Source organism: Bacillus sp. MN7755 (genome assembly GCF_054771475.1).
Genome location: NZ_BTRL01000001.1, coordinates 209,606 through 228,237, shown reverse-complemented (window position 1 = coordinate 228,237; position 18,632 = coordinate 209,606). Strand labels below are relative to the sequence as shown.

The window sequence follows — 18,632 nt, the reverse complement described above, 5'->3', positions numbered from 1 at the left end:
GAAAGGACTAAGGCAATGAAAATAAATACAGTGTTATTTGATTTAGATGGAACGTTAATTAATACAAATGAACTTATTATTTCTTCTTTTTTACATACTTTAAATACATATTATCCAGATCAATATAAGCGTGAAGATGTATTGCCATTTATCGGTCCATCTTTACATGATACTTTCAGTAAGATTGATGAAAGCAAGGTTGAAGAGTTAATTACAAGCTATCGTCAATTTAACCATGATCATCATGATGAATTAGTAGAAGAATATGAAACTGTATATGAAACAGTTCAAGAATTAAAGAAACAAGGTTATAAAGTTGGTATTGTTACAACGAAAGCACGACAAACCGTTGAGATGGGATTAAAGTTATCAAAGCTTGATGAGTTCTTTGATGTTGTCGTAACAATTGACGATGTAGAGCATGTGAAACCACATCCAGAGCCACTTCAAAAAGCGCTTGAGTTATTAGATGCGAAACCAGAAGAAGCATTGATGGTTGGGGATAATCATCATGATATTGTTGGTGGACAAAATGCGGGTACGAAAACAGCTGCGGTTTCATGGACATTGAAAGGTAGAGCGTATTTAGAGGCTTATAAACCGGACTTTATGTTAGATAAAATGAGTGATTTACTACCGATTTTGTCTGATATGAATCGCTCGTAAAGTTTTACTTTGTATAAGTAGAGGAGAGAGTTCAGTGCGACGGACAACGCGCTATCCTGTTTCAGGAGAAAATTCATTATGGAATGTGTATAAAACAGTGTCTTTTTGGAAGGTAATGAAAAACTTTATTATTATCCAAATCGCACGCTACACACCATTTTTATCTGTGAAGAATTGGCTGTATCGTACGTTTTTACGGATGAAAGTAGGAAAGAAAACATCATTTGCGCTTATGGTAATGCCAGATATTATGTTCCCGGAAAAGATAGTTGTGGGAGAAAATTCGATTATCGGCTATAATACAACGCTTTTAGCACATGAATATTTAATTCGCGAATATCGACTTGGGGAAATCATCATAGGAAACGAAGTGATGATTGGAGCAAATACGACTATATTACCAGGTGTGAAAATTGGGGATGGCGCGATTGTTTCAGCTGGCACACTGGTTCATAGAGATGTACCAAGTGGTGCTTTCGTAGGTGGAAATCCAATGCGTGTTATTTATACAAAAGAAGAAATGGATGCTAGAGAAGGTTGATACTAAAAATGTAACATTTCTCTTCTTTTTTAATGAATAAAAAGGAAATAATTGAGTATAATATACTGTTTTGTTTTTTACGGAATCGTTTATACTTATAGATAGAAGAATGTGTGAACGAAGAAAACAAAAAACTGGAGGATATATGGGGAAAAATCAAAGAATATATAAGGAGAACGGACAAGTTATCTCTTTTAATCAATTAGCGGACTTCTTTTATAAAAAAGGGATGAGGGCTTACAAAGGGCAGAAATTGCAAGATGCAATTAAATATTTTCGAAGAGCGGCACAAAGTGAGAAGGAGCCGTTTATTTTATGCCAATTAGCAACAGTATTATCTGAGGCTGGTGAATATCAAGAGTCAAATCAAACCTTCTTTAAGCTTGTTAGATCTAATCCAGAACTTGAACAGTGTTATTATTTTATTGCAAATAATTATGCATATATGGGGCTATTTCAGCAGGCGAAGAAGTATGCAGATCGCTATTTAGAAGTTGCAGAAGAGAAGGAATTCGTAGAAGAAACATTAGAATTACTTGAGATCATGGAAGAAGAAGCTATGGGTGCGGAAGAGATTGAGGATGAAGATGATTTAATTGTTATGCAGGAAGAAGCGAATCGTTATATTCGCAACGGACAATTGGAAGAAGCAATTGCTACATTAGAAATTGTTACGAAAGATTATCCGGAATTTTGGTCGGGGCATAATAATTTAGCCATTGCGCATTTTCAATCTGGTAATGTAGATAAGGCGCTGAAGTTAACTGAAATGATTTTAGAGAAAAATCCAGGTAATATACATGCGCTTTGTAATACGCTTATTTTTCTATATTCAATTGGAGAGCATAAACAAGTAGAGGCGTTAGCTGCGCAGTTAGTTTCGGTATATCCGATTTCGTTTGAACATCGTTTGAAACTTGGAACGACACTTGCAACAATTGGTCATTTCGAGCCTGCATATAAATGGTTCAAATTATTAAAGCGTCAAGGATACGAGGGAGACGTTAGTTTTTATTATTGGTTTGCATATTCTGCGTATATGGTGAAAGATCAGCAAGTAGCTGAAAAAATGTGGCAACATGTTGTAGAATTGCACCCTGATAAAAAGGGAAAAGAACCGTGGAATGCATTGAATTTAGCGGATGAAGGACAAAACGTGTTATTTGAAGAATTACGAAAATCATTTCAGCAAAGTGCGACGCTAGAGGAACAAATGCTAGCTTTATATTTAATGAATGAATTGTCAACGCCAGAGAAGGTGGGATTCTTCTTTGATGTAACGCAGGCGAAGAACGGTGTTCCAATCGTATCGCAACTTGCAAAGTATTTCTTTTTACTTAATAGCCATAAGAGCATTCCAGCTGATTTACAGCAATTTGAACAGTGCGCGCGAATCGCGGATGCGTTATACAATTATACGAAAAAAGATGATGAATTAATCGAAGAGTGTTTACAATTTTGGTTTTGTACGTTCATACGTTTATATACATCTGGGGCAGTTTTTACAAATGTATACGGTTGGTCAGCTGCGGTTGAATATATCGTACGCAGCGAACAAGGAAATAAGATGACACAGTCGGAGCTCGGGGATGTATATAATGTATCTGTAGCGACTGTTCGAAAGTATGTGCAAGCTGTTAAACGTACGCACACATAAGTAAGCAAATCATTGGGAAAAAAATGATGCTAACAGTATAATGAGGGTAACTTAATTGTGTAGGAATGAATAGGAGTGAATAGTGTGTCAGAAGAAAAAATTTATGATGTCATTATTATTGGTGCAGGACCAGCTGGTATGACAGCTGCAGTATATACATCTCGTGCGAATTTAAGCACATTAATGCTTGAGCGTGGTATTCCAGGCGGACAAATGGCGAACACAGAAGATGTAGAAAACTACCCAGGTTATGAGTCAATTTTAGGACCAGACTTATCAAATAAAATGTTCGAGCATGCGAAGAAATTTGGTGCTGAATATGCATATGGTGATGTGAAAGCAGTCATCGATGGTAAAGAGTACAAAACAATTATTGCTGGTAAAAAAGAATATAAAACACGTGCAATTATCGTTGCAAGTGGTGCAGAGTATAAAAAAATCGGTGTACCAGGTGAAACAGAACTTGGCGGCCGTGGTGTATCATACTGTGCGGTATGTGATGGTGCATTCTTTAAAGAGAAAGAACTTGTTGTTATTGGGGGTGGAGACTCTGCTGTTGAAGAGGGTGTGTTCTTAACACGCTTCGCATCAAAAGTAACAATCGTTCACCGTCGTGATACTCTTCGTGCACAGAAAATTTTACAAGATCGTGCTTTCCAAAACGAGAAAGTAGATTTCATTTGGAATCACACTATTAAAGAAATTAACGAAGCGAATGGTAAAGTAGGAAGCGTAACGCTTGTAGACGTGAACAGTGGAGAAGAGAAAGAAGTCAAAACTGATGGCGTTTTCGTATATATCGGTATGTTACCACTATCAAAACCGTTTGTTGAGTTAGGTATTACAAATGAAAATGGTTACGTTGAAACGAACGAGCGTATGGAAACGAAAGTTCCTGGTATTTTCGCAGCTGGTGATGTTCGCGAAAAAATGCTTCGTCAAATTGTAACTGCAACAGGTGACGGTAGTATTGCAGCGCAAAGCGCACAACATTACGTAGAAGAGTTATTAGAAGAACTAAAAACTGTATCAGAAAAATAAGGGATGCTATACTTTTTGAGAAGAAAGCTACATAATAAGAGCTTTCTTCTTTTTTTGTGTGAAAATGTCAAAGTTTTGTCAAAAAATATTGAGATTATAAGCTTTCTTATTGATATACTGGACTTTACGGAAAAAATCACTATAAGAAATGAGGAATTTATTCAGTATGGAATGGCGTAATATATATCGTGGATTTTGTATGGGCGTTAGTGATTTAATTCCTGGTGTGAGCGGCGGTACAATCGCTGTTGTGTTAGGGATTTATGAACAATTGCTTGCGGCAATTAGTGGATTCTTTAGTCGTGAATGGAAAAAACATTTAGGATTTTTAATTCCCCTTGCAGCTGGTGTGGCAGCAGCGTTTTTAACGTTAAGTCACGTTATTAAATATTTACTTGCAAATCATTATGAACCGACTCAATTTTTCTTCCTCGGTTTAATTATTAGTATATTACCGATGTTAATGAGGGAAGCTGATGCAAAGGCATCGTTTAAAGGTAAGCACATTGTTTTATTAATAGTTGCAGCAATTCTTGTTGCGATCACAGCTTTCTTTAAACCAGATAAGGCAGCAGATCCAATTACGACGTTAACAATTTTAAATGCAATTGGTTTATTTTTCGCAGGATGGATGGCTAGTATGGCTATGTTGCTTCCTGGAATTAGCGGATCATTTATTTTATTAATTATTGGTGTGTATCCGACAGCAATTAACGCTTTAACTACACTGAACTTACCTTTAATCGCAGTTATCGGTGCTGGTGTTATGGTAGGGTTCGTTGTAAGTAGTAAAGGAATTAGTTTCTTATTAGATCGTTATAAAAGTATGACATTTGCGGCAATTATTGGACTTGTTATCGGCTCGATTGTAATTGTGTTCCCTGGTATTCCAACTGGAGGGTTTTCAATTATAAGTTCAATTATTACCTTTATTTTAGGATTTGCGATTGTTACTTATTTCGGTAAGAAATAAAGGCTTTAATCCCCTTGGCGATAAAAATCGTTAAGGGGATTTTTCATGCTATTCATTGAAATTCTAAGCATTTACATTGCTTGTTATAGAAAGCTTTTTTAAAATTGTTGAGTAGCGTGTGCTTAGCGAAGGAGGACTGGCTCCTTCGTTGTAGCAAACTGTTTTTGATAGTATAATGAAATGAGTATGCAGTGAAAAATTTGCTGCAAGTAGCTGAGGTGAAGAAACATGCAAAGAGTGACAAACTGTGTGTTAATTAGAGATAATGAAGTACTCTTACTCCAAAAACCTCGCCGGAATTGGTGGGTTGCACCAGGCGGGAAAATGGAGCGTGGTGAGACTGTAAGAGATTCCGTTGTTCGCGAGTATCGTGAAGAGACAGGGATTTATTTAAAGAACCCAGCGTTAAAGGGGGTCTTCACCTTTGTCATCCAAGAAGGTGATAAAGTTGTTTCTGAATGGATGATGTTCTCCTTTTTAGCGACAGATTTTGCAGGAGAAAACAAACTAGAGAGCGAAGAAGGCATCATTGGTTGGCATACATTTGATAAAATTGATGATTTAGCAATGGCACCAGGAGATTATCACATTATTGATTATTTAATTAAAGGAAATGGCATAATCTACGGTACATTTGTATATACCCCAGATTTCGAGTTGCTTTCATATCGATTAGATCCGAGTTAAACCGTCAAGGAGAGGATACGATGACAGAGAATAATGATATAAAAATGGTAATTATTACAGGAATGTCTGGAGCTGGAAAGACAGTAGCTTTACAAAGTTTTGAAGATTTAGGATATTTCTGTGTAGATAATTTACCACCGATGTTATTGCCAAAGTTTATTGAGCTTATGGCGGATTCAAAAGGGAAAATGAATAAAGTAGCACTTGGCGTTGATTTACGTGGCCGAGAGTTTTTCGAACATTTATGGGGAGCGCTTGATGATTTATCAGAACGTACATGGATTATTCCTCATATTTTATTCTTAGATGCGAAAGATAGCACACTTGTAACTCGTTATAAAGAAACGAGACGTTCGCATCCACTTGCACCAACCGGTTTGCCGTTAAAGGGAATTGAGATGGAGCGTAGCTTATTAACTGATATGAAGGCACGCGCTAATATTGTGCTTGATACATCGGATTTAAAACCGAAAGAATTACGTGAAAAAATTGTTCATCTGTTTTCAACTGAAACGGAGCAAGCATTTCGTGTAAATGTTATGTCATTTGGATTTAAGTACGGCATTCCAATTGATGCAGATTTAGTATTTGATGTTCGTTTTTTACCAAATCCATATTACATTCCACATATGAAGCCATTAACAGGACTAGATGAGGAAGTTTCATCGTATGTACTGAAATTTAATGAGACGCATAAGTTTTTAGAGAAATTGACGGATCTTATCACTTTCATGCTGCCTCATTATAAAAGAGAAGGCAAGAGTCAACTTGTAATAGCAATTGGATGTACAGGTGGACAGCATCGTTCTGTTACGCTTACAGAATACCTTGGGAAACATTTGAAACCAGAGTATAGTGTTCATGTATCTCATCGTGATGTGGAGAAGAGAAAGGGCCATTAAGGGATGAAAAAAGAGAGAAAACCTAAAATTGTTATCATGGGAGGCGGAACTGGACTTTCTGTTTTGTTACGAGGATTAAAACAGTATCCTGTTGATATTACAGCAGTTGTTACAATCGCTGATGATGGTGGTAGTTCAGGTAGATTACGTGATGAGCTAGAAATTCCACCCCCAGGTGATATTCGTAACGTACTTGTGGCGTTATCAGATGTAGAGCCACTGGTGGAAGCTTTATTTCAGCACCGCTTCACAACGGGAGATGGGCTGAAAGGTCATGCATTAGGGAATTTATTATTGGCGGGTATGACCTCGATTACAGGAGATTTCTTCCATGCGATTACTGAAACGAGTAAAGTGTTAAACGTCAGAGGACGTGTGTTACCGGCAGCGAACCAAAGTGCAGTATTGCATGCGGAACTAGAAGATGGAGAAATTGTAACAGGTGAATCAAAAATTCCTTATTTCGGGAAGAAGATTAACCGTGTCTTTTTAACTCCAGAAGATGTAGAGCCGTTACATGAAACGTTGGCTGAGATTAAACGAGCTGATTTACTTGTTTTTGGTCCAGGAAGTTTGTATACGAGTATATTACCGAATTTAGTTGTTAACAAAATCGGGGACGCTGTTCTTGCTGCAAAAGCGAAGAAGGTATATGTATGTAATGTTATGACGCAAGCTGGTGAAACGATGGGATATACTGCGTTTGACCATGTGCAGGCGTTACATGATCATTTAGGTAAACCATTTATCGATACTGCAATTGTAAATAACCGTGATATTCCTTGTGAATTACGTCAGTTATATGAGGAAGAAATGTCGGCGCCAGTTGTAGTAGATGAAGAGCGTTTTACCGAAAACAATATTGATGTCATTCAAGACCAATTAGCGAAGTATGATGATCGTGTTGTAAGGCACGATACATTAAAGTTAGCTTCTATTTTATATTCACTGTTGTAGATGTGCGTTGCCTCGTTTGAGGTAACGCTCATCCTTTCATATAGGACAAGATTTTTGTTCCACAATAATCGTATAAGGAGGTGTTGACTGTGTCATTTGCATCAGAAACAAAGAAAGAGTTGACGAATCTTGAGATGAAGGAATGCTGTGAGAAAGCAGAACTATCAGCGTTACTTCGAATGAACGGATCGCTTTCTTTTTCAAATCGTCGTCTATCTATCGATATTCAAACGGAAAATGCGGCAATTGCAAGAAGGATTTATACGCTTTTGAAAAAAGGATATGACGTGACGGTAGAATTACTTGTTCGTAAAAAAATGCGATTGAAGAAAAATAATGTATATATCGTAAGGCTTGTTGAGAAGTCTCGCGAAATATTAGCCGATCTTCATATCGTTCGAGATGACTTTTCATTTATTCGAAATATATCACAAGAATTGATTGAGAAGAAATGTTGTAAACGATCGTATTTACGCGGTGCATTTTTAGCAGGTGGTTCAGTAAATAACCCAGAAACATCATCTTATCATTTAGAGATCTTTTCGTTATATAAGGAACATAATGATGCTATATGTGAACTGATGAACGGATTTGATTTAAATAGTAAGACGTTGGAAAGAAGAAAAGGGTATATTACGTATTTGAAAGAAGCAGAAAAAATTACAGAGTTTTTAAATATTATAGGTGCTCATAATGCACTTTTAAGATTTGAAGACATTCGAATTGTACGTGATATGCGTAATTCTGTAAATCGTTTAGTGAACTGCGAAACAGCTAATTTAAATAAAACAATTGGTGCAGCGCTAAGGCAGATTGAAAATATCCGCTATATTGATGAGACGGTTGGTCTTGATATATTGCCAGATAAACTACGAGAAATTGCGCAACTACGAAGAGATTATCAAGATGTAACATTGAAAGAGTTAGGTGAGATGGTATCCGGGGGCAAAATTAGTAAATCGGGTATTAATCATCGTTTGCGTAAAATCGATGATATTGCAGAGAAATTACGCGCGGGGGAAACGGTAGCAAAAAAATAAGAGGTTAAAGGGGAAATGGAGCTGTGGTTCAAAAAAGAGTTCAGGTTTCATTAAAAAACGGTTTACAAGCACGTCCGGCTGCGTTGTTTGTACAAGAGGCAAATCGCTTTCATGCGGATATCTTCATCGAGAAAGATGGAAAGACAGTAAATGCAAAGAGCATAATGGGGATTATGAGCTTAGCAATTGGAACTGGTAGCATGATAACAATTACAACAGAAGGTTCAGATGCAGAAGAGGCTTTAGAAGCATTAGCTGCATATGTACAATAAAAAGCTATCGCGTATATGCGATAGCTTTTTTGTTTTTGATGTTTGTTGGTGGGGTATGTGGGGTGTGAGTGCTTGTCGAGGATTGTCGGTAAGTCGATAAGTTGTGTCGAAACGTCGATATATTAAAATAATCGCCGATATAATTGGAGTTACGGTCGATATATTTGAAAAATCGCTGATATATTTAGGTGAATACTAGGTGGGGTATATTCGTGCGAAGGCCAATACATAAAAAAGCGCCCTGTAATAGGGCGCTCTTTTATGTATCTAGCTCCAGCGGCTAGAATCTCCAGTTGTTTCGCTTTTACATTCGAGGCAAAAAGCGCCTCGGATGTAAAAGCTCCAACACCCTGCGATTCTAAACGAGCCGCTTTCGCTTTTAAGTATTAACGATTTGTAAAGATCTTATCGATTAAACCGTATTCTAAAGCTTTTTCTGCTGTCATGAAGTTGTCGCGGTCTGTGTCGCGTTGTAGTACTTCAAGAGGTTGACCTGTGCGGTCAGCAAGAATTTGGTTTAGTTTTTCACGTAAGAATAGGATACGTTTTGCAGCGATTTCGATTTCAGTCGCTTGACCTTGTGCTCCGCCAAGTGGTTGGTGAATCATTACTTCACTGTTTGGAAGTGCATAACGTTTTCCTTTTTCACCTGCTGCAAGTAAGAATGCACCCATAGATGCAGCCATACCAATACAGATTGTTGATACTTGTGGTTTAATAAATTGCATTGTATCGTAAATTGCCATACCTGCTGTGATAGAACCACCAGGGCTGTTGATGTAGATGTGAATATCTTTTTCTGGATCTTGAGATTCCAAGAATAAAAGCTGGGAAACGATTGAGTTAGCTACGTTGTCATCAATTGCACTACCAAGCATAATGATGCGGTCTTTTAATAGTCGAGAGTAAATATCGTAAGCGCGTTCTCCACGATTTGTTTGTTCAATTACTGTAGGAATTAAATTCATCTGTTATTTCCTCCTTCTAAAGCTTTCTTAGTCTTATAATACAATTATGGTCAATAAAGGTCAAACGAAACCACTTTAAATCAAAAAAATATGTAGTTGTACCATGAATTATTCGCTATGTTTTTGAAATTCCCTGCTTATGTATCTTCAACATCATAACCGAATTACATAAATTTAAACGTTATGAAACCTGTAGAAAAAAGAAAAGAACGCCTTTTTACTGAAGCGTTCTTTCGAGAGTTATTCTTTTAAAAGATAGGTTACTTTATTTAAAATCTTTTCAATTTGTTTCGCGTTTTTACTATACATTTCGCTTGCTGATTTCGACTTTGTTTCTAAGGAAAATAGTTCAAGATCAGCATGACATTTTTTTAAAGATGCTAATAATAAAGGTTTGTTTTGAGGAGAAGGCATTTGTAGTTTGTCATTATAAATGTCGATAGTAAGTTGTCCGTATGAATCCACTTGACCGAGAAAGACATTTTCAATAACAACACCGAGCTTTTCTAGTTCGGAATGCAACCAAGCGCGGTTATGCCCGCTTGCTGAAAGAGGTTCATCTAGTACATTGCCATCCATAATAACAGTTTGCGGTTCTTTTTCATTCGGCACTTTTAAACCGAGATCTTTTGCAGTAAGGGGCTGAGAATCTTTCTTTAATAATACATTTAATTCTCCGCTTGGTTCTAAGACAGCAAATTCGACTTCAGCTATACTGAATGCACCATTTCCTCTAAGAAGTTCAAGTAACTCATCACTTGTATATTTTTCTTGTTTTAAATTATCCTCAAGTACTTTGCCATCTTTTATTAACACTGTAGACTTCCCTTCAAAAAAATCTCTAGCAGTTTTGTTTTTTAGGGAGAGAATTCCGACAAAAAAGGGTACTGAGGCGAAAATAAGTATGGCAAAGACACCATGGAAAAACTTTTGATCAAGCCCTGTAGCTATTTGAGCGGCGATATCACCGATTGTCATTCCTGCTATGTATTCAAAAAAGGAAAGTTGGGAGATTTGCCTTTTTCCTAAGCATTTTGTAATAGTGAATAAAATGATTAATATGAATACAGAGCGAAGAATGACAAGTGTCCATTCCGGCAGGTGAGACATAGTCATTCCTCCAGTCTACTTAAAACCCTTTATATTGAGGTTCTTCACGTTCTAATACTGAAACTCTATCCTTTAAATCAGCGATGACACTGTCCATTTCTAACATACATTCATGAAATACGCGTTTTGCTTCGTCATCTGTGGAATTTAGCGAAAGAGAGCTTAAACTTGCTTGAGCACCCCTCATACTAGCAAGGCAAGTTTTTACGCTAGCGATAACAGTCATATAAACACCCCTTATCCTTTCGGTTTGAATAGCAATGCGCCAATGAAGCCGAAAATAATAGCTGCGGACACACCGGCGCTCGTTACTTTAAACATGCCAGTAATGACGCCAACGATGCCATGTTTTGCAGCTTCTTCCATTGCACCGTGAACGAGGGCATTACCGAAGCTTGTAATAGGTACGGTTGCCCCAGCTCCAGCGAAGTCAATTAATGGTTCATACAAATTGAATCCATCTAATATAGCTCCGGCAACAACGAGTGTTGCCATTGTATGAGCTGGTGTTAGCTTGCCGACATCAAACATAAGTTGCCCGATTACACATATGAGTCCACCAATGACGAAAGCCCAGAAAAAAATCATTGCATTGCACCTCCAAATTCAATCGAAACGGCATGAGCGATACACGGAATCGTTTCTTCTTGTTGGAATGTAAGTGGAGATAGCAAGGCGCCTGTCGCAACGACAAGTATTTTTTTAAACTCTCCTCTTTTCATTCGGTTTAATAAGTGACCGTATACGACTGTTGCAGAGCATCCTGGTCCGCTAGCACCAGCGATAACAGGTTGCCCTTCTCTATAAATGAGTAACCCACAATCTTGAAACTGTTCGCTCGTTACTTTTGTTCCGTGTTTATGTAGTAAGTCATAAGCGATTTCGCGACCGACATGTCCGAGGTCGCCTGTTACGATTAAATCGTAGTAAGAGGCATCAATTTGGCGTTCGCGTAAATGGGCTTCAATTGTATCAACGGCAGCTGGAGCCATTGCACCTCCCATATTAAACGGATCCGTTAATCCCATATCAACCACTCGTCCGATTGTGGCAGATGTTACCCTAGGACCGTGTCCCGTATCGCTTAAAATAGCGGCTCCTGCTCCGGTTACTGTCCACTGCGCGGTAGGGGGTTTTTGCCCGCCATATTCGGTAGGATAGCGGAACTGTTTTTCCACAGCTGTATTATGGCTTGATGCACCGGTTAATAAATATTTTGCGCCTTTTGCATTTACGATACTTGCTCCAAGTGCTAAACCTTCCATAGAAGTAGAACAAGCGCCGAATAGTCCGAGATAAGGAGTGCCCAGTGTACGGCAAGCAAAGCTTGTAGGGGTAATTTGATTAATTAAATCGCCTGCGAGTACAAATTGAATATCATCTTTACGAAGTTTTGCTTTTTCAGTAGCGCGGCTACAAGCCTCTTCGAACAAAATTTTATGTGCTTTTTCATAGGAATCTTGTCCGAGCCATAAATCTTCATGGAGGGTATCGAAGTCTTCTGGAATTTTTCCTTTAGCTTCAAACGGCCCGCCAACGACTCCCGTCGAAATAATAACTGGTTTGTTTTCAAATACCCATGTTCGGTGTCCTTGTAACATTTATAGCCCTCCCCATTGAACGAGAATCGTTTTAATAAGTGCGATGACGAAAGCGGAAAATACACCAAATAAAATAACAGAACCAGCTAATTTAAACATGTTACCGCCAACACCGAGGACAAATCCCTCTGTTCGGTGTTCGATACATGCGGCAATAACAGAGTTACCAAATCCAGTGACAGGTACAGCTGTGCCTGCTCCAGCAAACTGTCCAAAACGATCGTATATACCAAATCCAGTTAGTAACATGGAGATGAAAATAAGAGTTGCGACTGTTGGATTTCCCGCTGAACGCTCGGTGAAATCAAAATATGTGATATAAAATGTAGAAATGAGTTGTCCGATGAAGCAAATAAAACCACCGACGAAAAAGGCTTTTATACAATTTTTCAAGACAGGGCGCTTCGGTTCTCGTTCTTGTTCGAATTTTTTATACTCCTGTTGCACAGGGGTTAAGTTTTTATCTTTACTAGACATTGCGATCCTTCCTTTTCTTAAAAAAAAGCGTTAAGTGTTAGACTCCATTTTTTTCCCAATGAATTTTAATTGTTTATTAATTTCATCTTTAGATACTTCTTTTTCCTTAATTTTTCTTTCGAGTTTTTCGAGTAACATAAAGATTTTTTTATCTGTACTGACACGAACATCGAAAGTAGGATGCTCATCACTTAGCTGCTTTTGAAGCTTCTTACGAAGAGGTTTTAATCCAAACCTTTCGTGATGCTCCGGTGTAACTGCTATGTAGAGATCTAAATTTGAATTTACTGCTGTGCTTTTTATAATTTCATCCATAGCGAGAGCTCTTTTTTTGGCTCCTTGTGATATAGATTGATTAAAGGATTCCGTACTTGTCTTTGTTAATTTGGGACCTTTCTCTTTCTCCGTTCGTTTTGCTTCTTCTTTCACTTTTTTATCTAAGGGACTATTATCACATCCGGTAAAAGAGCTAAATAGAAGGGCAAATAATGCGGTTATGAGGCCGAGTTTTCGCATAATTATCATTCCATTTCTATTGCAATATGTAATGTGATAGAAAAAGGATGATTGCATATCATCCTTTTTCTATTTCACAGCATGACGAATCCGTTATTGCTGTGAGTATTGTGGTTCTTCTTGTTGGACTTCTTCAACACGTGGGTTTAAAGAATCGATAATCGTTTGTGTTTGCTGCGCAGCTGTTTGGAAAAGTTGCTTTGCTTGTTGGTTATCCGTATCAAGAGCGAATCCCTCTAAGCTAGCTTGTGCGCTTTTTAATCCAGAAACAGTTTGCTTTAGTTTCGTAATTACAGTCATTGAATGAAGCCCCCTTTGGAATATCAATTCAAAGATTATAATTTGTGAGTTGGGGTGAATTTATGATTGGGAATTTTAGGGATGTATCATTTTGAAATTACAATTTTGTAATGAATATGTAAGGATAAGCGATAGTGGAAAAAAACTTTTTCTCCTAGAATAAAGAAAGTAAAGCAAGGTAAAAGGACATTTGAAGGAGAGAAAAATGAAGAAGTTATTATTAGGTTTAATTGGACTTTTTATATTAGTTATTGGTGTGGCAAGCTTTTCTCATAATGAGGTGACTGATAGATATAATCCGCTTGTGAAAGAAGACTTTGTATATGTAAAAGCGAAAGAATCTGGCCGACTATCTACAGTTGGAGAGGTAGCTGGAGACTATAAACTTACTGGTTACTACGCTTCAGGTGAAGGAAGAGATGTTAAGTTTTATGCACCTCGTGGGCTTAGAGAGGGAGCATATGTAAAGGTTAAAACGAAAGGTGAGTATATCGAAACATACCAAGAAGTACAACCGGATGAAATTCCAAAAGAGATTAAAGAGAAACTAGATAAATAAGACCGTTAAGAATTGCCTCCTAAATGTAGAAAATAGGGGGCGCTTTTATGCGGGAAATAGCGTATATACAATGTGCTATCAAAGAGTTTTTATTGATTTAAATGGTTTTTATTGCTATTATTATGGAGAGAAAATGAAGTATATTTTATAATCATGCGCCCATAGCTCAGTCGGATAGAGCGGTGGTTTCCGGTACCACGTCTGCCGGGGGTTCGAATCCCTCTGGGCGCGTTATATATTGTTACAGCCTTACTATAGTCACATTCTTTTACGAAAGCTTTTAGATAACCGTCATACATTTAGTGTTATTGTGACGCGTTCCATTTAGAAGTGGAAAGGAAAAGTGTATTAAGTAAGTAGCACGTAACAGCGTGAAGAACGTGTTGAAAATTAATAGTAAATCTAAGGCAGCCCCTTGTATGTGATTAGAAATAATCGTGTACAGGGGGTTTTTTGCTATGAAAAGAATTAAGCGTCGTGCCGTTGGAAAGCGTCGTGATGTTGATACGGATATTGTCCTATATAAGCCGTCTATTACTGTTAATAGGGCTTTAGAACGTGTAATGGACATTTATGTAGCTGAAGGGTACAGAGAACGGACTATAAGCGATTATAGGATGTTTTGGGCGGAGTTTATTAAGATAATTGACCGCCAGCTAATTACAGATGTTACGAAAGAGGACATAAGGAAGTATGTGAATCAGCTGCTAAAAGAAAGAAAGTTATCGCCTGTGACAGTTAATATTCGCTTATCTGCTATTAGGGCAATTTTTAATCGTTTGGAAAAAGAAACGGTTATTGAAAATAATCCTGTGTTGGGGGTTAGAAAGTTAAAGGTAGATGAACAAAAAATTTATACTTTGACCGACAATCAAATAAAACGCCTATTCGCGATGATTGATAAAACTTCTTATGCGGGTTATAGAGATTATGTAGCTATGCTGGTAATGCTTAAATGCGGCTTGCGTATCAACGAAGTCAATACATTAGAAATCAATGACGTTGATTTTGATAATGGCGTTATTTTATTACCTGGCAGAAAAAACAAGAACCGAAAAAGTAGGGTAATTCCAATGTCTAAAAAGGTTCAAAATGAGTTGGCCCAATTAGTAACAGAAACAGGAGAGTATTTTGAAGGGTTGGGAATGGCTGTATTCGTTAATTCGTTTGGTGAACCTTTAGTATATGGCACCAATTCGTGGTAAAGGTAAGGTGATAGATATATATGTGCAGCAGTGGTATGCGTTGCAGTAGGTGATGTCACGGCGTGGTGTACATACATAGTGTGTGATGGTGCATGGTTGGTGCATTGTGTATGTGTGTGTGATGTGTGTGTACAGCGTTACGACACGATACGAACAGCGTGTTCCGTTCGATGTGTTATTGATGACTAGTAGAGGACGTAGGGTAGGAGTATATATGGCGCTATCTATAGCATGTCATTTAGGGCCATTTTTTAGTGAACCTTTCAAAGCGACCCGTACACCAGGGGGGCGGGGTATGTAATATAGGGGGAACAGGGTCTAAATAATTTTTTTATTATTTTTTGTATGTTAGCGTTATCTGACAATTCATTCTAGGTTTTAGTAAAAGGCAATCTGCACATTACTAAAATAAGAACAGATTATCTGTCTATACTTTATAATATATGTGTCTGAAATGACAATCCTTTTCGTTACTAATCTGTAGGACAATATAAAGTAATTTAAAGTAGTTTAAACCTATATAAGGTTAAATGAAGGAAGTAATAAGTAGAATAAAGATAATTAAAGTGAAATGTAGGACTTAAGTAACTAAAATAAAGAAAAAAGCCATACAAGTAGTATGGCCTTGTTTATGAAACAATTAAGCTTGTGGTCCTGGTGGTCGTCCGTGGTCGTAAGCAGGTGCACCAGTATTACCGTCAGCTATACCCCAAGGTTCCCCGTGTGTGTAAGATGGAGACCAACCTTCTCCATGTGTATATTCAGGTGCACCGCTGCCATCGCCTATATTTACTGCTAAATCTGGTCTTTGTGGTGACCAGGTATCGCCTATATTTACTGCTATTAGTTTTTGTTTCGTTTTTACTATTTCATTTGTATGTCCTAATCCTAAAGACGTAATTCCTAATACGGATAATCCAACTATTGTTAATCCAATCTTTTTCATTACTTTAACGCCCCTTTTTCTTCATATTTTCTCCTTGCTTCATTACTCATATAAAAATACTTACTAGCTTGTACATGATTTTCTTCTTGATAGAATGCATTTGCTAAAATTTCAGTGTATTCTTGCACGCAATCCCATAGTTTTTCTTTTTTAAAGTAAGAAATCCCTTTTAAAATTACTTTTTCTAAAGATAATGCGGAAGTTTTATTATTTAGTTCTTTTAGAATCGTAAAATGAGGTAGAAGTTCTTTGTTTTCAAGTTCATTACAAATACGTAGACCGTTTTCAATCAATTCTTCGGCAAGAGTATGTTCGCCTAATTTATAATACTCACGTGCTTCTACAAAAATAGCTTTGAAATGTTTGGGGTTCTTTTTTGTCACTTCGGATACATGTCGAATTGCTAAATTTGAAAGATTTTGATTCGCGTATAACCACGCTAAGTTGTGTCGTACTCTAAGGACTAGAGATTCTTCATTGTGTTTTTGTAGAATATCTAACGCACAATTTAGATTGATTTCCGCTTGTTCAAATTGTCTTAAATCTATGCAGGATAGCCCATAAACATTGTTACAGGAAGCGACATTAACTTCATATCCCGTATGTTTAGAAAAGATATCTTTTGCCTTCGTTACATATTGAATTGCAACTAAAGGTTGGTATGTTTGATAGTGAAATGAAGCAATGCGGTAATTAAATTCAGCTTCCTCTAATTCATTCAGTACGTACATTAAAAGTTTTTCCGCTTGTTCAAATTCTTCTCTAGCTTTAGTGTAATTAGAAATCATGGCTTCATGAATGCCTTTAAAGAAGTGATAATAATAGGATAAAAAGCCGCTATCAGGTACATCAAAGGAGTTAATTTCATTAAAGCTATCTTTTGTAATGTTAAATCCATCTGTCAGCATTTCATATCTAAAGTTTAATAATGAATAGTATAATAATAAATTTTTATCTTCTTTTATACTGGAAAGCTTATCTTCAACTTCTTGTTTTAAGTTTGTTGCTTGTATACTTTGATGTTGTAGTATAGCTTGATACCAGTCATTAAGTAACTTTGTAACCTTTTCATTCCCCTTCACTGGAACATGCATATAATCCCTTCCTTTTCTGAATAGTCTTACATTAAATGATAGCAAGAATAGAATATAATGGAAATTGAATTTCGATATTTCTCAACATTTGTTTGACAATTATATTTTCAATTATGTAACTAATCGTATTCATTTTATCTGTTTAGTAAATTCAAATAATTAGCATAGAAAAATAAGTTAACATGGTATAATTTTCTTGTGAAATACTGTATAAAGAAGGGATGTTATGACGCAAATAAAGGTAACGCCTGAACAATTGGAACAGACGGCAAAGAATGTCAAGGATTCACGTAACTACTTAGAACAGATACATAAAGATTTAGTTAATCAAACTGAATATATAGCGTCACAGTGGACAGGGGCGACAAGTCAACGCTTCTATCAAATGTTTAATGAAGCGAAGCCGAAAATGTTCACTGTTTTAATGGAATTTGATAATTGCTGAAGGGCTTGAAAAGGCGGCTGAAAAATTCCGTAAAGTTGATGAAGAAGAACAGAAAGCGATGGAAGCACGCATTCAATCTAAAATGTGGACAGACATAACAGGAGAACTTTCAGGGGCTTATGACGCTTCCCGTGCGGTTGACGGTATTGACCCTTCTACTGGTGAAAAAGTGAGGTGGTTTGATAGGTCGGTTGCTGGTGTCATGGTTGTTGGAAGTATGCTTCAAGTAGGTAAGTTAGGGAAAATACCTAAAGTTGCAAAAGCCTTAGATAAAGCTGATGCAGCAAAAAAGGAAATGCAAGAAGCTGCTGCGTTATTGAAAGCAAAGAGACAAAAGCAGGCAGCTATTAATAGAACGTCAGGAGATAAGTTTGAAGCCGAATTGAAATCAAACTTAGAGGGCACAGGAGATTATGAAACAGTGGTAAAGCAATTAACCTTAGAAACACCTAGCGGTATAAGAACTAGGGTTGATTTAGCTGCAATTGATAAAGTGAAAGGTAAAATTGATTTATACGAAGCCAAAGTGTCTTTAAAAGCACCTTTAACTAAAAATCAAAAGCTGCTTTTCCTGAAATTGAAGAATTCGGTGCGGTTGTGAAAGGGAAAGGCAAGCCAGCATTAACTGGAGGTACTGAAATACCACCAACTAAAGTTGAAGTAGTACGTAAACAA

The 18,632-nt window shown here is 37.1% G+C and carries 24 protein-coding genes and 1 tRNA gene; 15 read left to right on the top strand and 10 right to left on the bottom strand.

The features are described 5' to 3' along the window. Positions 1-15: 15 nt before the first annotated feature. From ppaX to ACYVEC_RS01200, 10 genes are all read left to right on the top strand, one after another. A complete protein-coding gene (ppaX, locus tag ACYVEC_RS01245) occupies positions 16-666 on the top strand; it encodes a pyrophosphatase PpaX (protein ID WP_063221781.1) in 651 nt (216 codons plus the stop codon). A 34-nt stretch (positions 667-700) separates the two neighbouring features. Further along, positions 701-1,207 (top strand): acyltransferase, encoded by a 507-nt coding sequence (locus ACYVEC_RS01240; protein ID WP_063221780.1) that lies wholly within the window; start codon positions 701-703, stop codon positions 1,205-1,207. Between the two features lie 145 nt (positions 1,208-1,352). Further along, the gene (locus ACYVEC_RS01235) at positions 1,353-2,864 is read left to right on the top strand and encodes a tetratricopeptide repeat protein (protein WP_063221779.1); all 1,512 of its coding nucleotides are present in this window, start codon (positions 1,353-1,355) and stop codon (positions 2,862-2,864) included. Between the two features lie 84 nt (positions 2,865-2,948). Then, complete coding sequence (gene trxB / locus ACYVEC_RS01230; protein ID WP_063221778.1) at positions 2,949-3,905, top strand: thioredoxin-disulfide reductase; 957 nt, start codon at positions 2,949-2,951, stop codon at positions 3,903-3,905. Positions 3,906-4,071: 166 nt separating this feature from the next. Next, the gene (locus ACYVEC_RS01225; protein WP_063221777.1) at positions 4,072-4,878 is read left to right on the top strand and encodes a DUF368 domain-containing protein; all 807 of its coding nucleotides are present in this window, start codon (positions 4,072-4,074) and stop codon (positions 4,876-4,878) included. 228 nt (positions 4,879-5,106) lie between these two features. Further along, positions 5,107-5,565, top strand: coding sequence for an NUDIX hydrolase (locus ACYVEC_RS01220; protein WP_001190080.1), 459 nt, complete (start codon positions 5,107-5,109; stop codon positions 5,563-5,565). 20 nt (positions 5,566-5,585) lie between these two features. Continuing rightward, a complete protein-coding gene (gene rapZ / locus ACYVEC_RS01215) occupies positions 5,586-6,467 on the top strand; it encodes an RNase adapter RapZ (RefSeq protein ID WP_000138465.1) in 882 nt (293 codons plus the stop codon). Positions 6,468-6,470: 3 nt separating this feature from the next. Further along, entirely contained in the window at positions 6,471-7,424 is a 954-nt protein-coding gene (locus tag ACYVEC_RS01210) for a gluconeogenesis factor YvcK family protein (protein ID WP_016085599.1), read from the top strand. Between the two features lie 89 nt (positions 7,425-7,513). Continuing rightward, positions 7,514-8,464 (top strand): DNA-binding protein WhiA, encoded by a 951-nt coding sequence (gene whiA / locus ACYVEC_RS01205; RefSeq protein ID WP_000006561.1) that lies wholly within the window; start codon positions 7,514-7,516, stop codon positions 8,462-8,464. Positions 8,465-8,487: 23 nt separating this feature from the next. Then, positions 8,488-8,736: an HPr family phosphocarrier protein gene (locus ACYVEC_RS01200; RefSeq protein ID WP_000250307.1), complete on the top strand. Its 249-nt coding sequence runs from the start codon at positions 8,488-8,490 to the stop codon at positions 8,734-8,736. 386 nt (positions 8,737-9,122) lie between these two features. Here the strand turns inward: ACYVEC_RS01200 and clpP are convergent, their stop codons facing one another. The 8 genes from clpP to ACYVEC_RS01160 all read right to left on the bottom strand — a co-directional run bounded on the left by clpP (position 9,123) and on the right by ACYVEC_RS01160 (position 13,708). Further along, positions 9,123-9,704, bottom strand: a complete 582-nt coding sequence (gene clpP, locus ACYVEC_RS01195; RefSeq protein ID WP_001049162.1) for an ATP-dependent Clp endopeptidase proteolytic subunit ClpP — start codon at positions 9,702-9,704, stop codon at positions 9,123-9,125. A gap of 240 nt (positions 9,705-9,944) precedes the next feature. Next, entirely contained in the window at positions 9,945-10,814 is an 870-nt protein-coding gene (locus ACYVEC_RS01190; protein WP_000018935.1) for a DUF421 domain-containing protein, read from the bottom strand. A 19-nt stretch (positions 10,815-10,833) separates the two neighbouring features. Then, entirely contained in the window at positions 10,834-11,040 is a 207-nt protein-coding gene (locus ACYVEC_RS01185; protein ID WP_460505392.1) for a DUF1657 domain-containing protein, read from the bottom strand. Between the two features lie 11 nt (positions 11,041-11,051). Beyond that, complete coding sequence (spoVAE, locus tag ACYVEC_RS01180; protein ID WP_000575919.1) at positions 11,052-11,402, bottom strand: stage V sporulation protein AE; 351 nt, start codon at positions 11,400-11,402, stop codon at positions 11,052-11,054. Beyond that, entirely contained in the window at positions 11,399-12,415 is a 1,017-nt protein-coding gene (gene spoVAD / locus ACYVEC_RS01175) for a stage V sporulation protein AD (protein ID WP_063221773.1), read from the bottom strand. Before spoVAD ends, spoVAE begins: the two co-directional genes overlap by 4 nt. Further along, complete coding sequence (spoVAC, locus tag ACYVEC_RS01170; RefSeq protein ID WP_000095399.1) at positions 12,416-12,892, bottom strand: stage V sporulation protein AC; 477 nt, start codon at positions 12,890-12,892, stop codon at positions 12,416-12,418. Between the two features lie 30 nt (positions 12,893-12,922). After that, positions 12,923-13,408, bottom strand: a complete 486-nt coding sequence (locus ACYVEC_RS01165; RefSeq protein ID WP_001228545.1) for a YhcN/YlaJ family sporulation lipoprotein — start codon at positions 13,406-13,408, stop codon at positions 12,923-12,925. A 93-nt stretch (positions 13,409-13,501) separates the two neighbouring features. Further along, positions 13,502-13,708 carry a DUF1657 domain-containing protein gene (locus ACYVEC_RS01160; protein ID WP_000216166.1) on the bottom strand — a complete coding sequence of 69 codons (207 nt, stop codon included), beginning with the start codon at positions 13,706-13,708 and terminating at the stop codon, positions 13,502-13,504. Positions 13,709-13,913: 205 nt separating this feature from the next. Between ACYVEC_RS01160 and ACYVEC_RS01155 the strand changes: the two genes are divergently transcribed. The 3 genes from ACYVEC_RS01155 (at position 13,914) to ACYVEC_RS01145 (ending at position 15,472) form a co-directional block, all read left to right on the top strand. Then, positions 13,914-14,267 (top strand): YxeA family protein, encoded by a 354-nt coding sequence (locus tag ACYVEC_RS01155; protein WP_000734941.1) that lies wholly within the window; start codon positions 13,914-13,916, stop codon positions 14,265-14,267. A 155-nt stretch (positions 14,268-14,422) separates the two neighbouring features. Beyond that, positions 14,423-14,498 (top strand) — tRNA-Arg (locus tag ACYVEC_RS01150). Between the two features lie 227 nt (positions 14,499-14,725). Then, the gene (locus ACYVEC_RS01145; protein WP_231428556.1) at positions 14,726-15,472 is read left to right on the top strand and encodes a tyrosine-type recombinase/integrase; all 747 of its coding nucleotides are present in this window, start codon (positions 14,726-14,728) and stop codon (positions 15,470-15,472) included. A 640-nt stretch (positions 15,473-16,112) separates the two neighbouring features. On the opposite strand, the gene ACYVEC_RS01140 is transcribed toward ACYVEC_RS01145, so the two are convergent. Both ACYVEC_RS01140 and ACYVEC_RS01135 read right to left on the bottom strand, forming a co-directional pair. Further along, a complete protein-coding gene (locus tag ACYVEC_RS01140; protein WP_063221772.1) occupies positions 16,113-16,418 on the bottom strand; it encodes a hypothetical protein in 306 nt (101 codons plus the stop codon). Continuing rightward, complete coding sequence (locus tag ACYVEC_RS01135; protein WP_063221771.1) at positions 16,418-17,512, bottom strand: response regulator aspartate phosphatase; 1,095 nt, start codon at positions 17,510-17,512, stop codon at positions 16,418-16,420. Before ACYVEC_RS01135 ends, ACYVEC_RS01140 begins: the two co-directional genes overlap by 1 nt. 226 nt (positions 17,513-17,738) lie before the next feature. Here ACYVEC_RS01135 and ACYVEC_RS01130 point away from each other — a divergent pair, with 226 nt between their 5' ends. Beyond that, positions 17,739-17,957: a WXG100 family type VII secretion target gene (locus ACYVEC_RS01130; protein ID WP_231428555.1), complete on the top strand. Its 219-nt coding sequence runs from the start codon at positions 17,739-17,741 to the stop codon at positions 17,955-17,957. Beyond that, positions 17,944-18,558 carry a pre-toxin TG domain-containing protein gene (locus ACYVEC_RS01125; protein WP_345799174.1) on the top strand — a complete coding sequence of 205 codons (615 nt, stop codon included), beginning with the start codon at positions 17,944-17,946 and terminating at the stop codon, positions 18,556-18,558. The genes ACYVEC_RS01130 and ACYVEC_RS01125 overlap by 14 nt, the downstream gene beginning before the upstream one ends. Positions 18,559-18,632: the final 74 nt, after the last annotated feature.